The 15,931-nt window shown below is 60.1% G+C and carries 19 protein-coding genes; 6 read left to right on the top strand and 13 right to left on the bottom strand.

Annotated elements, in window-relative coordinates; genetic code table 11:
• Positions 1–43 precede the first annotated feature (43 nt).
• The 4 genes from JEM67_RS08080 to JEM67_RS08065 all read right to left on the bottom strand — a co-directional run bounded on the left by JEM67_RS08080 (position 44) and on the right by JEM67_RS08065 (position 3,463).
• Complete coding sequence (locus tag JEM67_RS08080; RefSeq protein ID WP_013812098.1) at positions 44–355, bottom strand: AzlD domain-containing protein; 312 nt, start codon at positions 353–355, stop codon at positions 44–46.
• Positions 352–1,062, bottom strand: coding sequence for an AzlC family ABC transporter permease (locus tag JEM67_RS08075; protein ID WP_199635314.1), 711 nt, complete (start codon positions 1,060–1,062; stop codon positions 352–354). The genes JEM67_RS08080 and JEM67_RS08075 overlap by 4 nt, the downstream gene beginning before the upstream one ends.
• 70 nt (positions 1,063–1,132) lie before the next feature.
• Entirely contained in the window at positions 1,133–1,978 is an 846-nt protein-coding gene (locus JEM67_RS08070; RefSeq protein ID WP_199635316.1) for an AraC family transcriptional regulator, read from the bottom strand.
• A 33-nt stretch (positions 1,979–2,011) separates the two neighbouring features.
• Positions 2,012–3,463, bottom strand: coding sequence for an MFS transporter (locus JEM67_RS08065; RefSeq protein WP_199635318.1), 1,452 nt, complete (start codon positions 3,461–3,463; stop codon positions 2,012–2,014).
• A gap of 104 nt (positions 3,464–3,567) precedes the next feature.
• Between JEM67_RS08065 and JEM67_RS08060 the strand changes: the two genes are divergently transcribed.
• From JEM67_RS08060 to JEM67_RS08045, 4 genes are all read left to right on the top strand, one after another.
• Positions 3,568–4,221 carry a helix-turn-helix transcriptional regulator gene (locus JEM67_RS08060; RefSeq protein WP_199635319.1) on the top strand — a complete coding sequence of 218 codons (654 nt, stop codon included), beginning with the start codon at positions 3,568–3,570 and terminating at the stop codon, positions 4,219–4,221.
• Positions 4,222–4,255: 34 nt separating this feature from the next.
• Positions 4,256–4,747, top strand: coding sequence for a DUF2878 domain-containing protein (locus JEM67_RS08055; protein WP_199635321.1), 492 nt, complete (start codon positions 4,256–4,258; stop codon positions 4,745–4,747).
• A gap of 148 nt (positions 4,748–4,895) precedes the next feature.
• Complete coding sequence (yedA, locus tag JEM67_RS08050; RefSeq protein WP_199635323.1) at positions 4,896–5,807, top strand: drug/metabolite exporter YedA; 912 nt, start codon at positions 4,896–4,898, stop codon at positions 5,805–5,807.
• Positions 5,808–5,899: 92 nt separating this feature from the next.
• Complete coding sequence (locus JEM67_RS08045; protein WP_006324305.1) at positions 5,900–6,076, top strand: hypothetical protein; 177 nt, start codon at positions 5,900–5,902, stop codon at positions 6,074–6,076.
• On the opposite strand, the gene JEM67_RS08040 is transcribed toward JEM67_RS08045, so the two are convergent.
• Positions 6,064–6,975 carry a LysR family transcriptional regulator gene (locus tag JEM67_RS08040; RefSeq protein WP_199635325.1) on the bottom strand — a complete coding sequence of 304 codons (912 nt, stop codon included), beginning with the start codon at positions 6,973–6,975 and terminating at the stop codon, positions 6,064–6,066. The two genes, JEM67_RS08045 and JEM67_RS08040, sit on opposite strands and share 13 nt — an antisense overlap.
• Positions 6,976–7,103: 128 nt before the next feature.
• Between JEM67_RS08040 and JEM67_RS08035 the strand changes: the two genes are divergently transcribed.
• Positions 7,104–7,835, top strand: a complete 732-nt coding sequence (locus JEM67_RS08035; protein WP_013812090.1) for an SDR family oxidoreductase — start codon at positions 7,104–7,106, stop codon at positions 7,833–7,835.
• A 27-nt stretch (positions 7,836–7,862) separates the two neighbouring features.
• Here the strand turns inward: JEM67_RS08035 and JEM67_RS08030 are convergent, their stop codons facing one another.
• From JEM67_RS08030 to JEM67_RS07995, 8 genes are all read right to left on the bottom strand, one after another.
• On the bottom strand, positions 7,863–8,645 hold the full coding sequence (locus JEM67_RS08030; protein WP_199635327.1) for a phosphate/phosphite/phosphonate ABC transporter substrate-binding protein: 783 nt from the start codon (positions 8,643–8,645) through the stop codon (positions 7,863–7,865).
• Between the two features lie 5 nt (positions 8,646–8,650).
• Entirely contained in the window at positions 8,651–9,427 is a 777-nt protein-coding gene (locus JEM67_RS08025) for an ABC transporter permease (protein ID WP_199635329.1), read from the bottom strand.
• Positions 9,424–10,359 (bottom strand): ABC transporter ATP-binding protein, encoded by a 936-nt coding sequence (locus JEM67_RS08020; RefSeq protein WP_199635331.1) that lies wholly within the window; start codon positions 10,357–10,359, stop codon positions 9,424–9,426. Before JEM67_RS08020 ends, JEM67_RS08025 begins: the two co-directional genes overlap by 4 nt.
• Complete coding sequence (locus JEM67_RS08015; RefSeq protein WP_199635332.1) at positions 10,356–11,516, bottom strand: ABC transporter permease; 1,161 nt, start codon at positions 11,514–11,516, stop codon at positions 10,356–10,358. Before JEM67_RS08015 ends, JEM67_RS08020 begins: the two co-directional genes overlap by 4 nt.
• Positions 11,517–11,589: 73 nt before the next feature.
• Positions 11,590–12,522, bottom strand: a complete 933-nt coding sequence (gene osmF / locus JEM67_RS08010) for a glycine betaine ABC transporter substrate-binding protein OsmF (RefSeq protein WP_199635334.1) — start codon at positions 12,520–12,522, stop codon at positions 11,590–11,592.
• Positions 12,523–12,551: 29 nt separating this feature from the next.
• Positions 12,552–13,619, bottom strand: coding sequence for a fatty acid desaturase (locus JEM67_RS08005; protein ID WP_199635336.1), 1,068 nt, complete (start codon positions 13,617–13,619; stop codon positions 12,552–12,554).
• 88 nt (positions 13,620–13,707) lie between these two features.
• Positions 13,708–14,184 (bottom strand): OsmC family protein, encoded by a 477-nt coding sequence (locus JEM67_RS08000; RefSeq protein WP_199635338.1) that lies wholly within the window; start codon positions 14,182–14,184, stop codon positions 13,708–13,710.
• A 39-nt stretch (positions 14,185–14,223) separates the two neighbouring features.
• A complete protein-coding gene (locus JEM67_RS07995; RefSeq protein ID WP_199635339.1) occupies positions 14,224–15,135 on the bottom strand; it encodes a LysR family transcriptional regulator in 912 nt (303 codons plus the stop codon).
• Between the two features lie 139 nt (positions 15,136–15,274).
• On the opposite strand from JEM67_RS07995, the gene JEM67_RS07990 reads away from it, so the two are divergent.
• The gene (locus tag JEM67_RS07990; protein WP_199635341.1) at positions 15,275–15,919 is read left to right on the top strand and encodes an isochorismatase family protein; all 645 of its coding nucleotides are present in this window, start codon (positions 15,275–15,277) and stop codon (positions 15,917–15,919) included.
• Positions 15,920–15,931: the final 12 nt, after the last annotated feature.

Below are 15,931 nucleotides of genomic sequence, written 5' to 3'. Positions count from 1 at the left end.
TATAAGAGAAATAATCTCAAATAAGGGATTCGTCAACCGGATTTTAAAACAGGCCGCACAGGGCGATAAAAATCAGCATGCTCAGCAGTACCACCGCCAACATATTGCGCAAGAAAAACGCCAGTATCACCGCAAACAGCGCGCCCCACAGATAAGGGTTATCCGGTACCGCGCGCAAAGTATCGCCGCTGAAAGCCAGGATCGGCCCGCAGATCGCCGTCAGCACCGCCGGCACGGAAAAACTCAGCAGGCGCCTGAAGCGCGGCGACAGCCGCACCGGCAGGCCCGGTGCCAGAAAACAGTAACGGTTGAAAAACACCACCAGGCCCATCAGCACTATCGTCAGCCAAATCATAGGCGCCCCTTGCTGCACAGCATGCCGGCGCCCATCGCCGCGACGGTGGTGATAATCAACGCGCCCGGTACCTGAAAATAATGCAGCGCCACCGACAGCGGCAACGCAGTCAGTACGCACGCCAGCACCGGCAGGCTAGGGATCATCGGTACCACGATGGCGATAAAAGTGGCGGCAATGGAGAAATCCAGGCCATAACGGTCCAGATCCTCGGCGCTGCCGGCGGCCAGCACGCCCAACAGAGTGAAAAAAATCCAGCTCAGGTAAAAGGTCAGCCCGGCACCCAGCGCGTACCAGCGGTTAAAGCGCGCCGGGGCCTGATTGCCGGTGAGGGCAAACAGCTCATCGGTCAACAGGAACCCCAACAGCAAACGCCAACGTAAAGGGAGCGGCGCTACGCTTTCCCGCAGCCGCAGGCCATACAGAAAATGTTGGGCGGTGACAAAAAAGGTCGAGACCAGAATGGCCAGCAACCCCGCCCCGCCTTTGATCATGCCCATCGCCACCAGTTGCGAGGCTCCGGCAAAGACAATGGCCGACATGCCCAGCCCCTGCGCCGCCGTCAAACCACTCTGAATGGCCATCGACCCCGCCAGGATGCCCCAGGGCAACACCGCCAGACACAGCGGCAGAATCGCCGCCGCCCCTTGCAGCGCCGGGCGCAGTCGGGAAACCGGCGGCTCGGTGAGGATTGATAAGTGCGTCATGCTGTTCTCCTTCGTTTGAAGGCACAGCCTACGGCAGGAGGCTTCCGGGGTATTGCACAGGATTGCGCGGCTATTTCAGCGAGTTAACATAGTCGCCCGGCGTGATGCCCATCGATTTGCGGAAATGGCGGTGGAAATGGCTTTGATCGTGAAAACCGCTGCTCAGCGCACTGTCCAGCACGCCGTGGCCGGCCTTCAGCATTTGGCGCGCCTTGCGCAGCCGGGCCTGGATTTGGTAAGCATGCGGCGGCAAACCGGTGGCCAATTGAAACTGACGCAGCAGATAGTAAGGGCTGAGCGCCACCCGTTCCGCCAGCTCCAGCAACGAAATGTCTGCCTCGGGGAAATCATCCAGAAAAGCCTTTACCTGCGTGACCTGTCGCTGCGCCTTACTCTGCGGCGCGGGGTCGATGCGGCTTTTACCGTGTCGCAGCATCAGCCAGGTGAGCGCAGAAAACACCATGGTTTCTTTCAGCAGACGGTTTTCATCGCTGCGCAGCAGGCTGAACGCCAGCCGCAGTTGCCCGGCAAGACCGACATCGTGAATCACCGGACTGGGGAAATAAGGCGTTGCCCCGGCGCCGGTTTTCAAATCTCGCGAGAGAAACGCCAGCAACTCCGGGGTGGGATACATCGCCTGATAGGACCAGCCGTCTTCGCTGGCGGCGCTGCCGGTATGGATATCGTCGGCGTTGACCAGAATGATGCTGCCCAGCGGCGCCACATGCTCGCCGCCGGTCCGGTAAAAACGTTGGGCACCGTCGTCGATCACCCCCACGCAGAAGCCTTCGTGGCTGTGGCGCGAGAAAGTCTGACGGCGATAGGTAGCCTGCAGCACCCCCAACCCGCCGAGTTCGTCGACGTGCATGAAGCTGGCCTGCTCCCGACGAGCGTTACGCCCTGCGCTTTCCACCATAGTATCCGCCTCCGCTGAATGAAGTTTATTCTATCATTCAGTGGACGGATGGTTTTGTACAAAATTGCCCGTCTCGTCAGCTGGCGGCGCGATGGCCGCACAGCGCCAGGCGCTAAACACCGCCAGCAACGGCGCGAGGGCAAACAGCAGGAACAGCCAGCGTGCGGCATTGGCCGCCCCCACCGCGCCACCCGGCTCGTTCAGCCCGGCCAGATTCGCGATCATCCCGGCCAGCGCCGCGCCAAAGGCGGTGGCAAACAGCTGCACCGTGGTGATGGATGCGCCGGCGATATCCTTATCCGCTTCAGGGGCGACCTGCAGGATACGCGTCAGCAGATGCGGCCAGCCGAAACCGATGCCGAATCCCACCAGCGTCAGCGCTATAACGATCGGCGTCAGCGCCAGCCAGTGGCCGCCGGAAGGTGTCGGCATCAGAATAGCCAGCGCCAACAACCCCACCAGCACGAACAGCGGCCCGCTGATGATCGCCCGGCGGATGCCTGCACTGCGCCAGCCGGAACTGAGGATCTCCGACAGCGTCCACCCCGCCGCCATGGTGGCCGCAATGTAGCCGGAGATCAGCGGCGATTGACCATGCAGGGTTTGCAGGAAGTAAGGCACGAAGATTTCGCTGGTCATGCCTACTACCAGCAGAGAGACGGTGATATACAGCGAGGCCAGTTGGGAGCCACGACGCAAAGCGCCATGCGGCAACAGCCGTGCGCGAGAGTGCGCTTCGCGCTGTATCAGCCAGGCCATCAACAGCAGCGCCAGAGCAATGCCGCCCATGTTGACCCACGCACTGTCCGCGAGGCTGCCGGCGGACACCACCAGCACCGCTGTTGCCAACAGCAGCAACTGAGCCGCCGGCAACGGTGCCGCCTGTTGCTGCGGTTTCCCCTTGGGCAGGATCAGGAAAGTGAAACCGGCGTACAACACCATGATCGGCAGCAGGATGCCGAATGCCCAGCGCCAGGCGTTCAGTTCGGCAAAAATTCCGCCCACCGCCGGCCCCACCAGCGTCGCAATGCCCCACATCGCCGACACCAACGCCATCGCACGCGGCCACAGCTTTTGCTCAAAGACCAGATTGATCATGGCGTAGGACAACGCAAAGATCAGACCGCCGCCAAACCCCTGCACCGTTCGACCGATCAGCATCACCGGCATCGACGGCGCCAGCGCGCACAACATCGCTCCGGCGATAAAGAACAGCGACGCCACCAGATAGGCGCTGCGTGCGCCATAGCCGCTGAGCAACCGCGCGGATAACGCAGAGCCGAGAATGGACGCCACCACAAACAGCGTGGTGTTCCAGGCATAGAGATTCAGGCCGCCGATATCCTGCACCACCGAGGGCAAAATAGTGGTGGCGACCAGAATATTGATGGCGTGCAGCGCTACACCGAGTGAGAGCGCAATCGCGCTGGCGCCATTTTTGCCGGAGAAAAGATCGCTCCAGCGACTATCATCGTTAGTTATCACAGTTGTCGTCCTGTTTTCAGAGTAATGGCATTGAGTTGCGGGTGATATTGCGTTAAATTTAACAAGTGTTAACTTGGAATAATGGTAGGGCGAGGCGGAGAAATATGTCAAGAATAAACTTGGAAAATAGCGGTGGCACCGCACAGTCGGTCAGTGACCGTTTGCTGACGCTATTGAAAACCCGCGGCCCACAACAAGCGTCTGATGCAGGGAAAGTCCTTGGCACCACCGGTGAAGCTGCGCGCCAGCAGTTCGTCAAGCTGGCGAAAGAGGGCTTGGTTGAAGCGGTTGCGGAAACGCGCGGCGTCGGCCGCCCGGTGCAGCTGTGGCATTTGACCGTTGCCGGTAATGCACGTTTTCCGGATACCCATTCCGAATTAACGGTGCAACTGCTGCGCACCGTGCGCGACAAACTGGGCGAACAGGCGATTGACTTGCTGATCGACACCCGCGAACAGGAAACGCGCATTAACTACAAACAGGCGATGATCGGCGCGACCGATTTGCAAGAGCGCGTCGCGCGCCTGACGGCCATCCGCACCCGCGAAGGCTACATGGCCGAATGGCGCGCCCAGGAAGACGGCTCGTTTCTGTTGGTGGAAAATCACTGCCCGATCTGTGCCGCCGCCACCGTCTGCCAGGGATTCTGCCGAGCTGAACTGAGCATTTTCACCGAGGTGTTGCAGGCGCAGGTTGAGCGTTCCGAACATATCCTGACCGGCGCGCGACGTTGCGCTTATCGCATCTCGCTGCTGTAAGCTGGCCCTCCCCCATGTACTGGGCAAAACCGCAATGAAACCGCACGCCGGATTCTGGCTGGCGACGCTGGGGATTAACGCCGCTTGGCTGCTGGCGGTCCTGGGCCGCGATCGGGTCAATGCCGTACTGCTGGCCGGCGCGGTGCTGGCACTCATCTTTACCCCGGCGCACCGGCGACGATGGGCGCTGTTGGCCGCCCTGACAGGTATCCTGATGGACAGCCTGTGGAACTACACCGGCGTGCTGCATTTCAGCGGCCACAGCCTGTTGCCGTTATGGATGGTTGCCTTGTGGCTGGCCTTTGGTTGCTGGTGGTTTTGGCTGCTGGATCTGATCAAATCCGCCCCTTTGCCGCTGGCGGTCCTGGGTTCCATCGCCGGGCCGCTGGCGAGCATTATCGGCTGGAAGTTGGGTGCAATACAGCCAGGTACCGCGCCGGAAATCATGCTGTTGCTGCTTTCTGTCGGTTGGGCCATCTTTCTGCCCGCCGTAAGCTGGCCTTGTCTGAACAAACCGGCCCCGTAACGATGCAGGCTGCCTGCCATTCGGCGGAATATCGCTTTTTCACCGGCCCTTTCTCCATTAAAAAAGTGCTGAAAAGCGTTGCTTATCCTCCACCCGATCGGGTTTACTGAGTCCTCTAATAATAACCTTCCCTGCAGAATAAAAACCCATGCTTAGCCAAAATAGCCGTAACGTCCTGCCGTTAATCGGGGCACTGTTCACGTTATATATTGTTTGGGGGTCGACCTACTTCGTTATTCGTCTGGGCGTAGAGAGCTGGCCACCGTTGATGATGGCCGGCATTCGCTTTCTGGTCGCCGGGATCGTGCTGTTCAGTTTCCTGGCGCTGCGCGGCCATGCCCTGCCAACGCCAAAACAGTGGCTGGCCGCCGGCACCATCGGCATTTTGCTGTTGGCGGTGGGCAACGGCCTGGTGACCGTGGCGGAGCATCAGAACGTGCCTTCCGGCATTGCCGCGGTCATGGTGGCGACGGTACCGCTGTTTACCCTGTGTTTCAGCCTGCTGTGGGGCATGCGCAATACCAAACTGGAATGGGCGGGCATTGCGCTGGGCCTGGTGGGGATCGTGCTGCTGAATACCGGCAATAACCTGGTCGGCAACCCGACCGGCGCGCTGCTCATCTTGCTGGCCTCCGCCAGTTGGGCGTTTGGATCGGTGCTGGGGTCACGCATCTCACTCCCCGCCGGGCCCATGGCCGGTGCGGCGGAAATGCTGGTCGCCGGCGTGGTGTTGCTGGCGGTCAGCCAACTGAGCGGCGAACGCCTCACCCAGATGCCCAGCGCCAAAGGCTTCTTCGCGCTGGGTTACCTGATCGTCTTCGGCTCCATGCTGGCGATCAGCGCCTACATGTTTTTGCTGAAAAACGTGCGCCCGGCGGTAGCGACCAGCTATGCCTACGTCAACCCGGTGGTGGCGGTGCTGCTCGGCATCGGCTTTGCCGGCGAGTCGTTGGCGCCGCGTGAATGGGCCGCGCTGGTGATTATCGTCGCTGCGGTGGTGCTGGTGACACTGGGCAAATACCTGTTCACCCGCCCGGCGGGCCGTATAAACAGCAAGTAGTATAATCAGGGGCGAAGATATTCGCCCCTATGCCGCCGCTGACAAAGGGTCTATAATTCCCGCTGTTCCGAACAACCTGCGAAATTATTCCTATGCTGAAAAAAGCGTTTATCATCGTTATCGCCCTGGCCGCCTTTGGTTCACTGGGTGGCGTATTCCTGGCCGGGCTGAATATGTACACCCGTTCCACCACGCCGCTCGAAGAGAGCACCACCACCAGCGATGCCGCCGTAAGCACGGCTCCGGCGGACAGCATTCAAGCCAAGTGATGCTCCATCCAGCCCTGGCAACGTTGCTGTAAAAAACGTTGCAACAGCCTGACGCGCTCCGATACCTGCGAACGGTGCGGGCACACCAGGCTGATGGGCACCGCGTCGCTCTGCCATTCCGGCAATAGCTGTACCAAACGCCCCGCGTGAATATCCGCCACCACATCGATGGCAGATTTACGGACAATACCGTGCCCGGCCAGCGCCCAGCGCCGCGCCACCTCGCCGTCATCGGTAAAATAATGGCCGTTCAACGGCACTTCAATGCACTCATCCCCACGCCACAAGCGCCATTCGGCCTGCCTGCGCCCGCTGGGCTGATAAATCAGCATGCCGTGTTGCGCCAGTTCTGCCGGCGTCTGCGGCACCCCATACCGTTGCAGATAAGCCGGGCTGGCGCAGATTAAGCGCCGGTGCTGCGGCAAAATGGGCAGCGCCACCAGCGAAGAATCCGCCAGTTGGCCAAAGCGCAGCGCAATGTCTACCGGCTCGCGGAACAGATCGGCCTGGCGGTCGTTAATCAGCAATTGCAGCTGAATATGCGGGTGCTGTAGCTTGAATTCGTCCAGCCAACCCAACAGCAGGTTACGGCCAAAATCCGACGGCGCAGAAATTTGCAGCATGCCGGATAGCCCCTGGTGTTTCTCGCGTATCGCCTGTTCCCCTTCCGCCAACGCGCCTAACGCCAGCCGGGCGCTATCAAGATAACGCCGCCCTTCCTCCGTCAACCGCAGGCTGCGGGTGGAGCGCACCAACAACCGTACCCCCAGCCGCTGCTCCAGCCTTTTAACCGCAATGCTGGCCGCCGCCGGGGTGATATCCAGCGCGCGTGCCGCCTCTGAAAAGCTGCCGCCGTCAACCGTACGAACGAACACGTCGAGATCGATAAAGGATGTCATGGAGATCCTGGCGTTACGCCTATTATTAAAAATAATTTATAAGTGTTTGCCATTTAGGCTGATTGTTCGCGGATTTTCAATGATTGATGATAGATAGCATCGACATTCATGGCAATCGAGGCGCTATCATGACCCTCTCTTCTTCTTCCCTGAACCGGCAAAAGCTGGTGATCCTTGGCGGTAACAGCGGTATCGGCGCGGCAGTGGCTTACGCCGCCGTGGCAAACGGCGCCAGCGTAGTGCTGGCCTCACGCCGCACCGGGTGCATGCAACACTATCAGCCCGCCGACGGCGGCCACCTGCGGGTAATGCAGGCGGACGTCACCGACGAAAGTTCGCTGCGTGCGCTGTTCGCCGAGGTCGGCGAGTTCGATCATCTGGTGTTCACCGCCGGGCCGGTCGTCCAGGCCAAACTGCTGGCGGATACGGATTTTGACGAGGCGCAGGCCAATTTCGACGTCAAACTGTGGGGCGCATTGCGTGCCATACAGGCTGCGCTGCCTACCTTGTCGCCACAGGGCTCCATCACCCTGACCTCCGGCCAGCTGTCGCGCAAATACCTCAGCGGGCAGTTGATTAAAACCGGCATCAATGCGGCGCTGGAGGCGATTGGCAAACAGTTGGCGAAAGAGCTGGCGCCGCGACGGGTCAACGTGGTCAGCCCCGGCGTTACCGCCACCGAAGCTTACGATGCCCTTGGCGCCGAACGGCGTCAGGCGATGTTCGCCAACATCGGCGCCGGGCTGCCGGTCGGGCGCGTCGGCCAGGCGGCGGACGTGGCGGCGGGGTATCTGCTGGCAATGGAAAACGGCTTTATCACCGGCAGCGTGATTGATATCGACGGCGGCGGCCTGCTGTAAATTTGGCAAGCGCCGCCTGGGGAACGCCTACAGCGCCGTCACCCCCAGCGCGGCGGCCTGTTGTTCCAGTGCGGTAATTTTTTGGTACGCCGAACGGGGGACCAGCGTGAAATCGCCGATCAGCAAGCTGTCGCTCACCGCTTCCCCCACCATCGCCTTCGCTCCGGCGCGCAATATTTCCAACTGTCCCGGCGGCGTATGCGCAGGAGTAATCAGCGGCAGCCCCGGAACGACGGCCGTCCGGCCAATAATTTTCAACCCCGCCAGCGCCTGCGGTTGCGCCCGTTTGAGCAATTCCAGGCTGACGCAGTCAATGGCCGCAATGTCCGCTTTGCGGCTTTGGATTAGCCTGAGCGATTGATAATGCGCACCGGAGGCGATGGCGGCACGGAAGAATTTTCCGTCTTGCGCCAAAGGCGCGATCAGTGCGCGCAGGCTGTTATGGCCAGACTGCGAATCGGTGCTGTTATAGGCCGCTACCCGGCCGCGAAAATCCGCCAGGTTTTCGCCCGGCTCATCATCGCGTACCACCAACCAGCTACTGTATTCCGGCCCCTCGCAACCCTCGACGCGATAGTGATAAGTACCGACCAGTTGTACCTGCGGCAGGCTGCTGACCAGCGGATAGCCGCAGGTCTGGCTGAGCAAGACATCGTCCTGCTGCCAGTGCCGCGCCAAATCCTGCGGCCAACTCAGTTGCGGCGGCAAATCCGCCAGCCCCAAGTCTTGAAGTTTTTCGCGCAGCACCTGCCAAAAGGCCTCGGCCGGTTGATGCGTAACGCCGTACATCGGCAAAGATACCTGCTTCATGTCCCTTACCCCACAGAAGGATCCGCCAGCGTCTGCTGACGCCAGGCGGTGAGATAGCGCACCCAGCGCTCAAACAGCATATCGGTGATGATCGCCAGCAAGGCCACCACCGCTGCGCCCTGGATCACATAGGCGGTATTGAAACCGCTCAGGCCGATGATGATCGGCGAACCCAGCGTTTTGGTGCCGACGGTGGAGGCGATCGCCGCCGTGCCGATGTTAATGATGACCGACGTGCGGATCCCGGCGACAATCACCGGCGCCGCCAGCGGCAGCTCGACCCGCCACAGGATCTGCCTGGCGTTCATCCCCACTCCCTGCGCAATCTCGCGCGTGGCGCTGGGCACCGATTCAATCCCCGCCAGCGTCCCCTGCAAGATGGGCAGCAGGCCGTACAGTACCAGGGCAATAATCGCCGGCTGCTCGCTAAAGCCCATCACCGGCACGGCAACCGCCAGCACCGCCACCGGCGGGAAGGTCTGACCGACCGCCACCAGGGTTTCCACCAGCGAGCGGAACTCCTTGCCGGCCCGACGGGTCACGCCAATCCCTGCCGTCACGCCAATTAACACGGCGATCAGGCTGGAAACCGCCACCAGCAATAGATGCGCCCACACCAGCGAGATAAAGCTGTCTTGCTGATAGACCGGCCGGTCCAGATCGGGGAACCAGGCGGCGAACAGCCCGTGCAAATGATTCATGCCAAACACCAGCGCCAGCAGCAAAGCAAAGGTCCAGGGCAACGGATCGCGCAGCCAGCGCGTGAAACGCTGCGCACTCATGACAGCGCCTTTTGGTTAATCAGATCGTTGAAATGCAGCACGCCGAGCGCTTCGCCCTGTTCGCCCACCACCGGTAAACGTTCACTGCCGCGCGCCACAAACACCGACAGGGCTTCGCGCAGGCTCATGGCGGCAGCGATCGGCTCGCCGTCGGCACTGCCGGGACGCACGCGCTCCGCCACCGTTCCCAGCGACAGCAGCTTGATGCCGCGATCGCTGCGGCCGAAGAAATCGCGGACAAAATCGTTGGCTGGCGCGGTCAGCAGTTCCAGCGGCGTACCCTGCTGCACAATACGCCCCTGATCGAGCAATACGATGCGGTCCGCCAGCGCCAGCGCTTCGTCGATGTCGTGCGTCACCAGCACGATGGTGCGCCCGGAAAGATGATGAATGCGCGCAATCTCCGTTTGCAGCGCCGCCCGCGTCACCGGATCCAGCGCGCCGAAAGGCTCATCCATCAGCAGCACCTCGGGATCGGCGGCCAGCGCCCGCGCGACCCCAACCCGCTGCTGCTGCCCGCCGGAAAGCTGGTGCGGGTAGCGGCGGCGGAACAGATCCGGCTCCAGGTGCAGCAGCTCCAGCAGTTCGGTCACCCGGTCACGGATGCGCGCTCGCGGCCATTTCAGCAGCTGCGGCACGGTGGCGATGTTCTCCTCCACCGTCCAGTGCGGGAACAGGCCAATCGACTGGATGGCATAGCCCATCCGGCGACGCAGATCCTGCGGTTTGAATTTCTGGATCTCCTCGCCGGCAAAATAAATCTTGCCCTGATCGTGCTCGATCAGCCGGTTGATCATTTTTAACGTCGTGGATTTACCGGAACCCGAGGTACCGATCAGTACGGCAAATTCGCCCTCGGCAATCTGCAGCGTAAGGTCGTCCACCGCCGGCTTGCCCTGAAAAATCTTGCTGACCTGATTAAAGTGAATCATCGGCGTGACACTTCCAATAATGAAACCATAAATTTAAACAGCGAATCGACGATTACCGCCATCACGATCACCGGGATCACCCCCAGCAACACCAAATCCAGCGCGCTGCTGAGCAGACCCTGGAAGACGATGGCGCCAAACCCCCCGGCACCGATCAGCGCCGCCACCACCGCCATGCCGACGGTTTGCACCGCCAGAATGCGCACGCCGGTCAGAAACAGCGGTAACGCCAGCGGCAACTGCACGCGGAAGAAAATCTGCCCGCGCGTCAGGCCCATGCCACGCGCAGACTCGATCACGCTGGCCGGCACGCTTTGCAGCCCGGCCACCACACTGCGCACCAGCGGCAACAGGGCGTACAGCACCAGCGCAACGATCGCCGGCGCCATGCCGATACCGCTCACGCCGTGCTCCGCCAGCCAGGGTACCGCCGTCGCCAATCCGGCCAATGGCGCTATCAGCAGACCAAACAGCGCAATCGAGGGCACGGTCTGGATAATGTTCAGGGTCGAGAAGATCGGCGTTTGCCAGCGACGGGAACGGAAACACAGCACCCCGAGCGGCATGCCAATCAGCAGCGCCGGTACCAGCGTCGCCAGCAGAATAGTCAGGTGTTGCAACAGCGCGGCGTCAAACACCTCCTGCCGGTTGTAGTACTCTTTCAGCAACGAAAGCTGATCCAACTGATGCCCAAACAGCAGCGCTAACGCAGGCAGCACCACCAGCAGATTGCCGAGGATACGCCACAGGTGCGAGGCAGCAAGGCGGGTCAGAGCGTCGGCGGCCATCAGCAGGCTCAACGCCACTATCAGCCAGCAGCCGCTGCCCCAGGAGGTGCGCGCCAGTTTGGACCCTTCCTGCGCCAGTTGTTGCGCGGCATGGCCGCTCAGCCAGAAGGCCAGCGTCAGCAGTGCCGAAGCGGCCAACGCAGTGAGCGACGCATTGCACCTGCTCGGCGCCAACAGGCTAAGCACCGCCAGCACCAGCATCGGCGCCAACAGCCACAACGCCGGGCCATGCAGCAGGGAGATCAGGGAAATGGGCTTGCCCGACAGCAGGCGATTGGGGGCATAGCTGAGAAACGGCAGGCCAAATGCGGCCAGCAGCAACAGAATAAGCAATGTCAGTAAAACGCGGTTTTTTACGGCAATAATCAAAGAAACTCTCCGGCTCCATGTCTGGTGGGCCGTATCCCGCCCCTCTCCCAAGGGGAGAGGGGGAATATCGGCGTTATCCCTTAACAAATCCTTTCTCTTTCAGATAAGCGGCCGCAACCTGTTTGGCATCCTGGCCTTCCACCGCGATCTGCGCGTTGAGTTTCTGCAGCGTCGGGCCATCCAGTGAGGCAAATACCGGCTTCAGCAGTTCGGCGATATTGGCGTGCTGTTTCAACGCCGCCTCGCGGATAATCGGCGCCGGCGCGTAAATCGGCTGCACGCCTTTTGGATCTTCCAGCGTTTGCAGCCCCAGCGCCGCCACCGGGCCGTCGGTGCCGTAGGCCATTGCCGCGTTTACGCCGGAGGTCTGCTCCGCCGCCGCCTTGATGGTCACGGCGGTATCACCGCCGGCCAGCGACAGCAGTTGATCCTGGTTCAGTTTAAAGCCGTAAGCATTTTGGAACGCCGGCAGCGCATCCGGGCGTTCGATAAACTCCGCCGAAGCCGCCAGCTTGAACTTGCCGCCGCCGTTGATCCACTTGCCCAGGTCGGCCAGGGTTTTCAGGTGGTTGGCGTCCGCCACGTCCTGACGGATGGCGATAGTCCAGGTGTTATTGGCCGGCGAGGCATCCAGCCAGACGATTTTGTTCTGGTCATAATCGAGCTTCTTCACCTTCTCGAAACCGGCCTGAGCGTTTTTCCACGCCGGATCTTTTTCATCGGAGAAGAAAAATGCACCGTTGCCGGTGTATTCCGGGTAGACGTCAATCTCGCCGGAGGTGATCGCCCCGCGCAGCACCTTGGTGGTGCCGAGCTGCAATTTGTTGGTGGTTTTGATGCCGTTGGATTCCAGCACCTGCACGATGATGTTGCCGAGCAGCGAACCTTCGGTGTCGATTTTAGACCCGACGCGCACCGTATCAGCCGCCTGCGCCACGCCGACGCTCGCAGCGAGCAAGGTCAACGCCAGAGCAAAGAAACGTCCACGTGATGGAGTGATAGCCATACTTTTTCCTCTTGTTGTGTGTTTTCCGGCTATTTGGCCAGATCGATTGGAAAATCCTGAGAAACGCGCTTCCATCGCGCAATCAATGTCTCTGCCGGCCAGGCGTCATATTCGCCCTGGTGCGCCGCCGGCGTTTCACCGCCGCTGAAAGGGTGAACCTCAACGGCAACCGGGGTAAACGCATAGTCACTCACCCATTGGCCATAGCCCTGCACCACAAATCCCTGGCTGCGCTGCCGGTACGCGCCGCGCTCCGCCAGATACACTTCCCGTAAACCGTACCACGGCAAGCCGGGCAGATCATGGTGAACTAAATGATAGTTCAGATTGAGAAACAGCAGCCGCCACGGCCACGCCGCCTCATTAATAATAGAACGTGCCTGCGGAGCTTCAACGGCGCGATGCTCAAAAAACGATCTCACCTTGGTCAGCGCCAGCGCCGGGTAACTGACGGCCAACAGGTAAAACGCCGCGCCAATGCCCTGCTGTTGCAACCACCCCAGCACCGCCACCAACAGCAGCAGGTGCACCAGCCACATCGCCAGCGTACGTACTTCGCCGGCGGCGATAGCCTTCAGTGCGTTGACCAACGTAGCGGCAATATCCAGCGCCGGGCTAAGCGCAATGCGCCCGACCAGCGTATTGCGCACCTTCGCCAACAGCGGAAACAGCCGTGGGAAACGCCGCCATTGGGCCTGGCTGAAGTAATAGCTTTCGGGATCTTCATACGGATCAGTCAAATGTTCATTGCGGTGGTGCTGAATATGCGAATCGCGATACAGACCATAGGGATACCAAACCGCCAGCGGCAACAGGCCAAACAGCTGATTGACTCGCGGCCAGCGCGTTGGGTGGCCATGGATAAGTTCATGTTGCAACGACATATACCAGGTGGTCAGCAGGATCAGTAGCGGCGTGCCAAGCCACGGCCCCAGCGTCTGCCAGTACTGCGCCACGCCAAACCAGCCGCCGTAAACCGCCGCCATAATGCCCCAGGTCGGCAGTTCCAGCCGCCAGTACCAGCGCCGGTTCAATTGCCGGATCCAGTTACGCTGGGCAGAATGCAGATAGTGGCTGTGGCGTTGGGTTGAGGACATGCTGCGGCTCGCTGTAGGAAATTTTCCTCAGTATCTGCGAGCCGCAGTGGCGCTCAAAATAACGAAAGCGGTAAAGCAAAGTTAAAAATCAACTATTTGCGTAAACGGCCTGTGACTGACAGTCGATAGGGAAATTGACCGAGTTGGCGATAAAGCACAGGTGGTGCGCTTTTTCATGCAGTTGTTGCGCCAGTTGCAGATCGTCGCCGTCCCGCACCGTTACCCGCGGGCGTAGCGTAACCGAAGTAAAAAACCCGCCGCGCTGGGCGTCTTCGCGCATGATGCCGACGGCGTTGTCCTGATAGGCCAGCACCGAAATCCCCGCCGTGGCGCACAGGTGCAGATACCAAAGTTTGTGACAGGCGCTGACTGACGCCACCAGCAGATCCTCCGGATTCCAGCGGGCGGCGTCACCGCGAAAGGCCGGGTCGGCGGAACCGGCAATATCCGCCTTACCTGCGGCGCTGATGCGATGATCGCGGCCGTAAGATTTGTAATCCGGCGTACCGGCGCCCAGGTTACCTTCCCAGTTCACTTCCACGTCGTACCGATGTTCACCTTTCATTACCCGATGTTCCTTTTGCCATGCATCAAAAAACGCTAATCAGAGATGACCGGGGTAGACATCCCCGGCATCGGCATACTGCTGTAACCTTTCGCGCCACCATTTTGCCGCCAGGCCGGTGGCGCTTTCACGCCAGCCAAAATAGGCGACATCGCTGCAACGTTCCGCTTCGACGTTTTTCGCCACCAGTTCGCCGCTTTTAAGGTAAGGTTCGGCCAGATAGCGCGGCAGATAACCGCAACCAAGGCCGCGGAGCTGCGCCCGTAGTTTGGCGTCAAAGCCAAAGACCGTCAGTTGATCTTGCTCCTCAAGGATATTGAGGTTCTGCGGGGCATTCACCCGCGAGGTATCCCGTACTACTACTGCCCGGTGCTGCCGGATATCGGCCTTCAGCAAGGGCTCTGCCAGCGCCGACAGCGGGTGCTGCGGCGCCACGGCAAACACGTAATCCAGCCGGCCCAATTGACTGAAAGCATAGCCAACGCGCGACGGCGGTTCACAAATAGCGCCGATAATAATGTCCGCGCAGCCATAAACCAGCGACTCCCAGGAGCCGGCCAACACCTCATGACTAAAAGCCAGGCGGGTATGATGATGGCGCTGATAAAACTCTTCAATCAGCGGCAACAGCCGTTCGAACGGGAAAGATGCGTCAATGCCCAGCGTGATCTCACTTTCCCAGCCATTTTCCACATAGCGCGCCTGCTGTTCCAGATCCTGCGCCGCCCGCAGCAGCACCCGGCCCTTTTCCAACATCAGTTTACCGGTATCGGTAAATTTCGCCCGGTGGCCGGAACGATCAAGCAGGGTAACCTCGAGATCGCTCTCCAGTTTCTGCACCATATAGCTCAGCGCCGAGGGCGTTTTGAACAGTGCCGAAGCCGCAGCGGCGAACGAGCCGTGCCGATCCAGCGCATCCAAAATCAGTAACGCTTCCAGGTTTAATCTCACCGTATTCCCCCGTGTATAAAAAAACTCAACAAGATGGCAAAAATTCTGCGCTATCTTTGAAATCAGCCCCTGTCTACCCTGCATTTTATCGGCTTTGCATTACGGCGGTTAATTCGCAGTAGGATTGGGAAAGTAAATCATGCCTGAATTTCAATTACTTGATAAAGATAACTCCGCACTGATTTTTATCGACCACCAGCCGCAGATGGCCTTTGGTGTGACTAATATTGATCGTCGGCTACTGAAAAACAACGTGATAGGTTTGGCCAAAGCCGGCAAGATTTTTAACGTTCCGACGCTTTTCAGCGCGGTCGAAACCGAGCGTTTCAGCGGCGCTATCTGGCCGGAACTGCTGGCGGTTCACTCGGAGATCGCCCCCATTAAGCGCACCACGATGAATGTCTGGGAAGATGCCGCTGTTGTCAGGGCCGTTGAGGCCATCGGCCGCAAGAAGCTGGTGATTTCCGCACTGTGGAACGAGGTCTCTCTGACCTGCCCGGCATTGATGGCACTGGAAGCCGGTTACGACGTTTATGTGGTTACCGACACTTCCGGCGGCAGTTCGGTCAATGTACATGATCGCGCTATCGACCCTATGGTCCAGGCCGGTGCCACCCCGGTGACCTGGCAGCAGGTGCTGTTGGAATATCAACGTAACTGGGCGCACAAAGAAACCTACGACGCGGTGATGGCGCTGGTGCGTGAGCACGGCGGCACTTACGGTATGGGCGTTGACGACCCAGCCCCTCTGACGCCCCTTGCACCGCTGCGAGTGATGAAATAATTTCCCGCCCCG

The sequence above is a fragment of the Serratia sp. PAMC26656 genome, assembly GCF_016469055.2.
Taxonomy (GTDB): Bacteria; Pseudomonadota; Gammaproteobacteria; order Enterobacterales; family Enterobacteriaceae; genus Serratia; species Serratia plymuthica.
This window is presented reverse-complemented; position numbering and strand designations above follow the sequence as displayed.

What these genes read in the sequence shown, in the direction of transcription:
- JEM67_RS08055 (WP_199635321.1), top strand. Translation starts at nt 4,256, where the DNA reads ATGAAACCGCACGCCGGATTCTGGCTGGCGACGCTGGGGATTAACGCC.
- JEM67_RS08030 (WP_199635327.1), bottom strand. Translation starts at nt 8,645, where the DNA reads ATGAAGCAGGTATCTTTGCCGATGTACGGCGTTACGCATCAACCGGCC.
- JEM67_RS08040 (WP_199635325.1), bottom strand. Translation starts at nt 6,975, where the DNA reads ATGACATCCTTTATCGATCTCGACGTGTTCGTTCGTACGGTTGACGGC.
- JEM67_RS08045 (WP_006324305.1), top strand. Translation starts at nt 5,900, where the DNA reads ATGCTGAAAAAAGCGTTTATCATCGTTATCGCCCTGGCCGCCTTTGGT.
- JEM67_RS08075 (WP_199635314.1), bottom strand. Translation starts at nt 1,062, where the DNA reads ATGACGCACTTATCAATCCTCACCGAGCCGCCGGTTTCCCGACTGCGC.
- JEM67_RS08025 (WP_199635329.1), bottom strand. Translation starts at nt 9,427, where the DNA reads ATGAGTGCGCAGCGTTTCACGCGCTGGCTGCGCGATCCGTTGCCCTGG.
- JEM67_RS08070 (WP_199635316.1), bottom strand. Translation starts at nt 1,978, where the DNA reads ATGGTGGAAAGCGCAGGGCGTAACGCTCGTCGGGAGCAGGCCAGCTTC.
- JEM67_RS07990 (WP_199635341.1), top strand. Translation starts at nt 15,275, where the DNA reads ATGCCTGAATTTCAATTACTTGATAAAGATAACTCCGCACTGATTTTT.
- JEM67_RS08080 (WP_013812098.1), bottom strand. Translation starts at nt 355, where the DNA reads ATGATTTGGCTGACGATAGTGCTGATGGGCCTGGTGGTGTTTTTCAAC.
- JEM67_RS08060 (WP_199635319.1), top strand. Translation starts at nt 3,568, where the DNA reads ATGTCAAGAATAAACTTGGAAAATAGCGGTGGCACCGCACAGTCGGTC.
- JEM67_RS08000 (WP_199635338.1), bottom strand. Translation starts at nt 14,184, where the DNA reads ATGAAAGGTGAACATCGGTACGACGTGGAAGTGAACTGGGAAGGTAAC.
- yedA (WP_199635323.1), top strand. Translation starts at nt 4,896, where the DNA reads ATGCTTAGCCAAAATAGCCGTAACGTCCTGCCGTTAATCGGGGCACTG.
- osmF (WP_199635334.1), bottom strand. Translation starts at nt 12,522, where the DNA reads ATGGCTATCACTCCATCACGTGGACGTTTCTTTGCTCTGGCGTTGACC.
- JEM67_RS08005 (WP_199635336.1), bottom strand. Translation starts at nt 13,619, where the DNA reads ATGTCCTCAACCCAACGCCACAGCCACTATCTGCATTCTGCCCAGCGT.
- JEM67_RS08035 (WP_013812090.1), top strand. Translation starts at nt 7,104, where the DNA reads ATGACCCTCTCTTCTTCTTCCCTGAACCGGCAAAAGCTGGTGATCCTT.
- JEM67_RS08020 (WP_199635331.1), bottom strand. Translation starts at nt 10,359, where the DNA reads ATGATTCACTTTAATCAGGTCAGCAAGATTTTTCAGGGCAAGCCGGCG.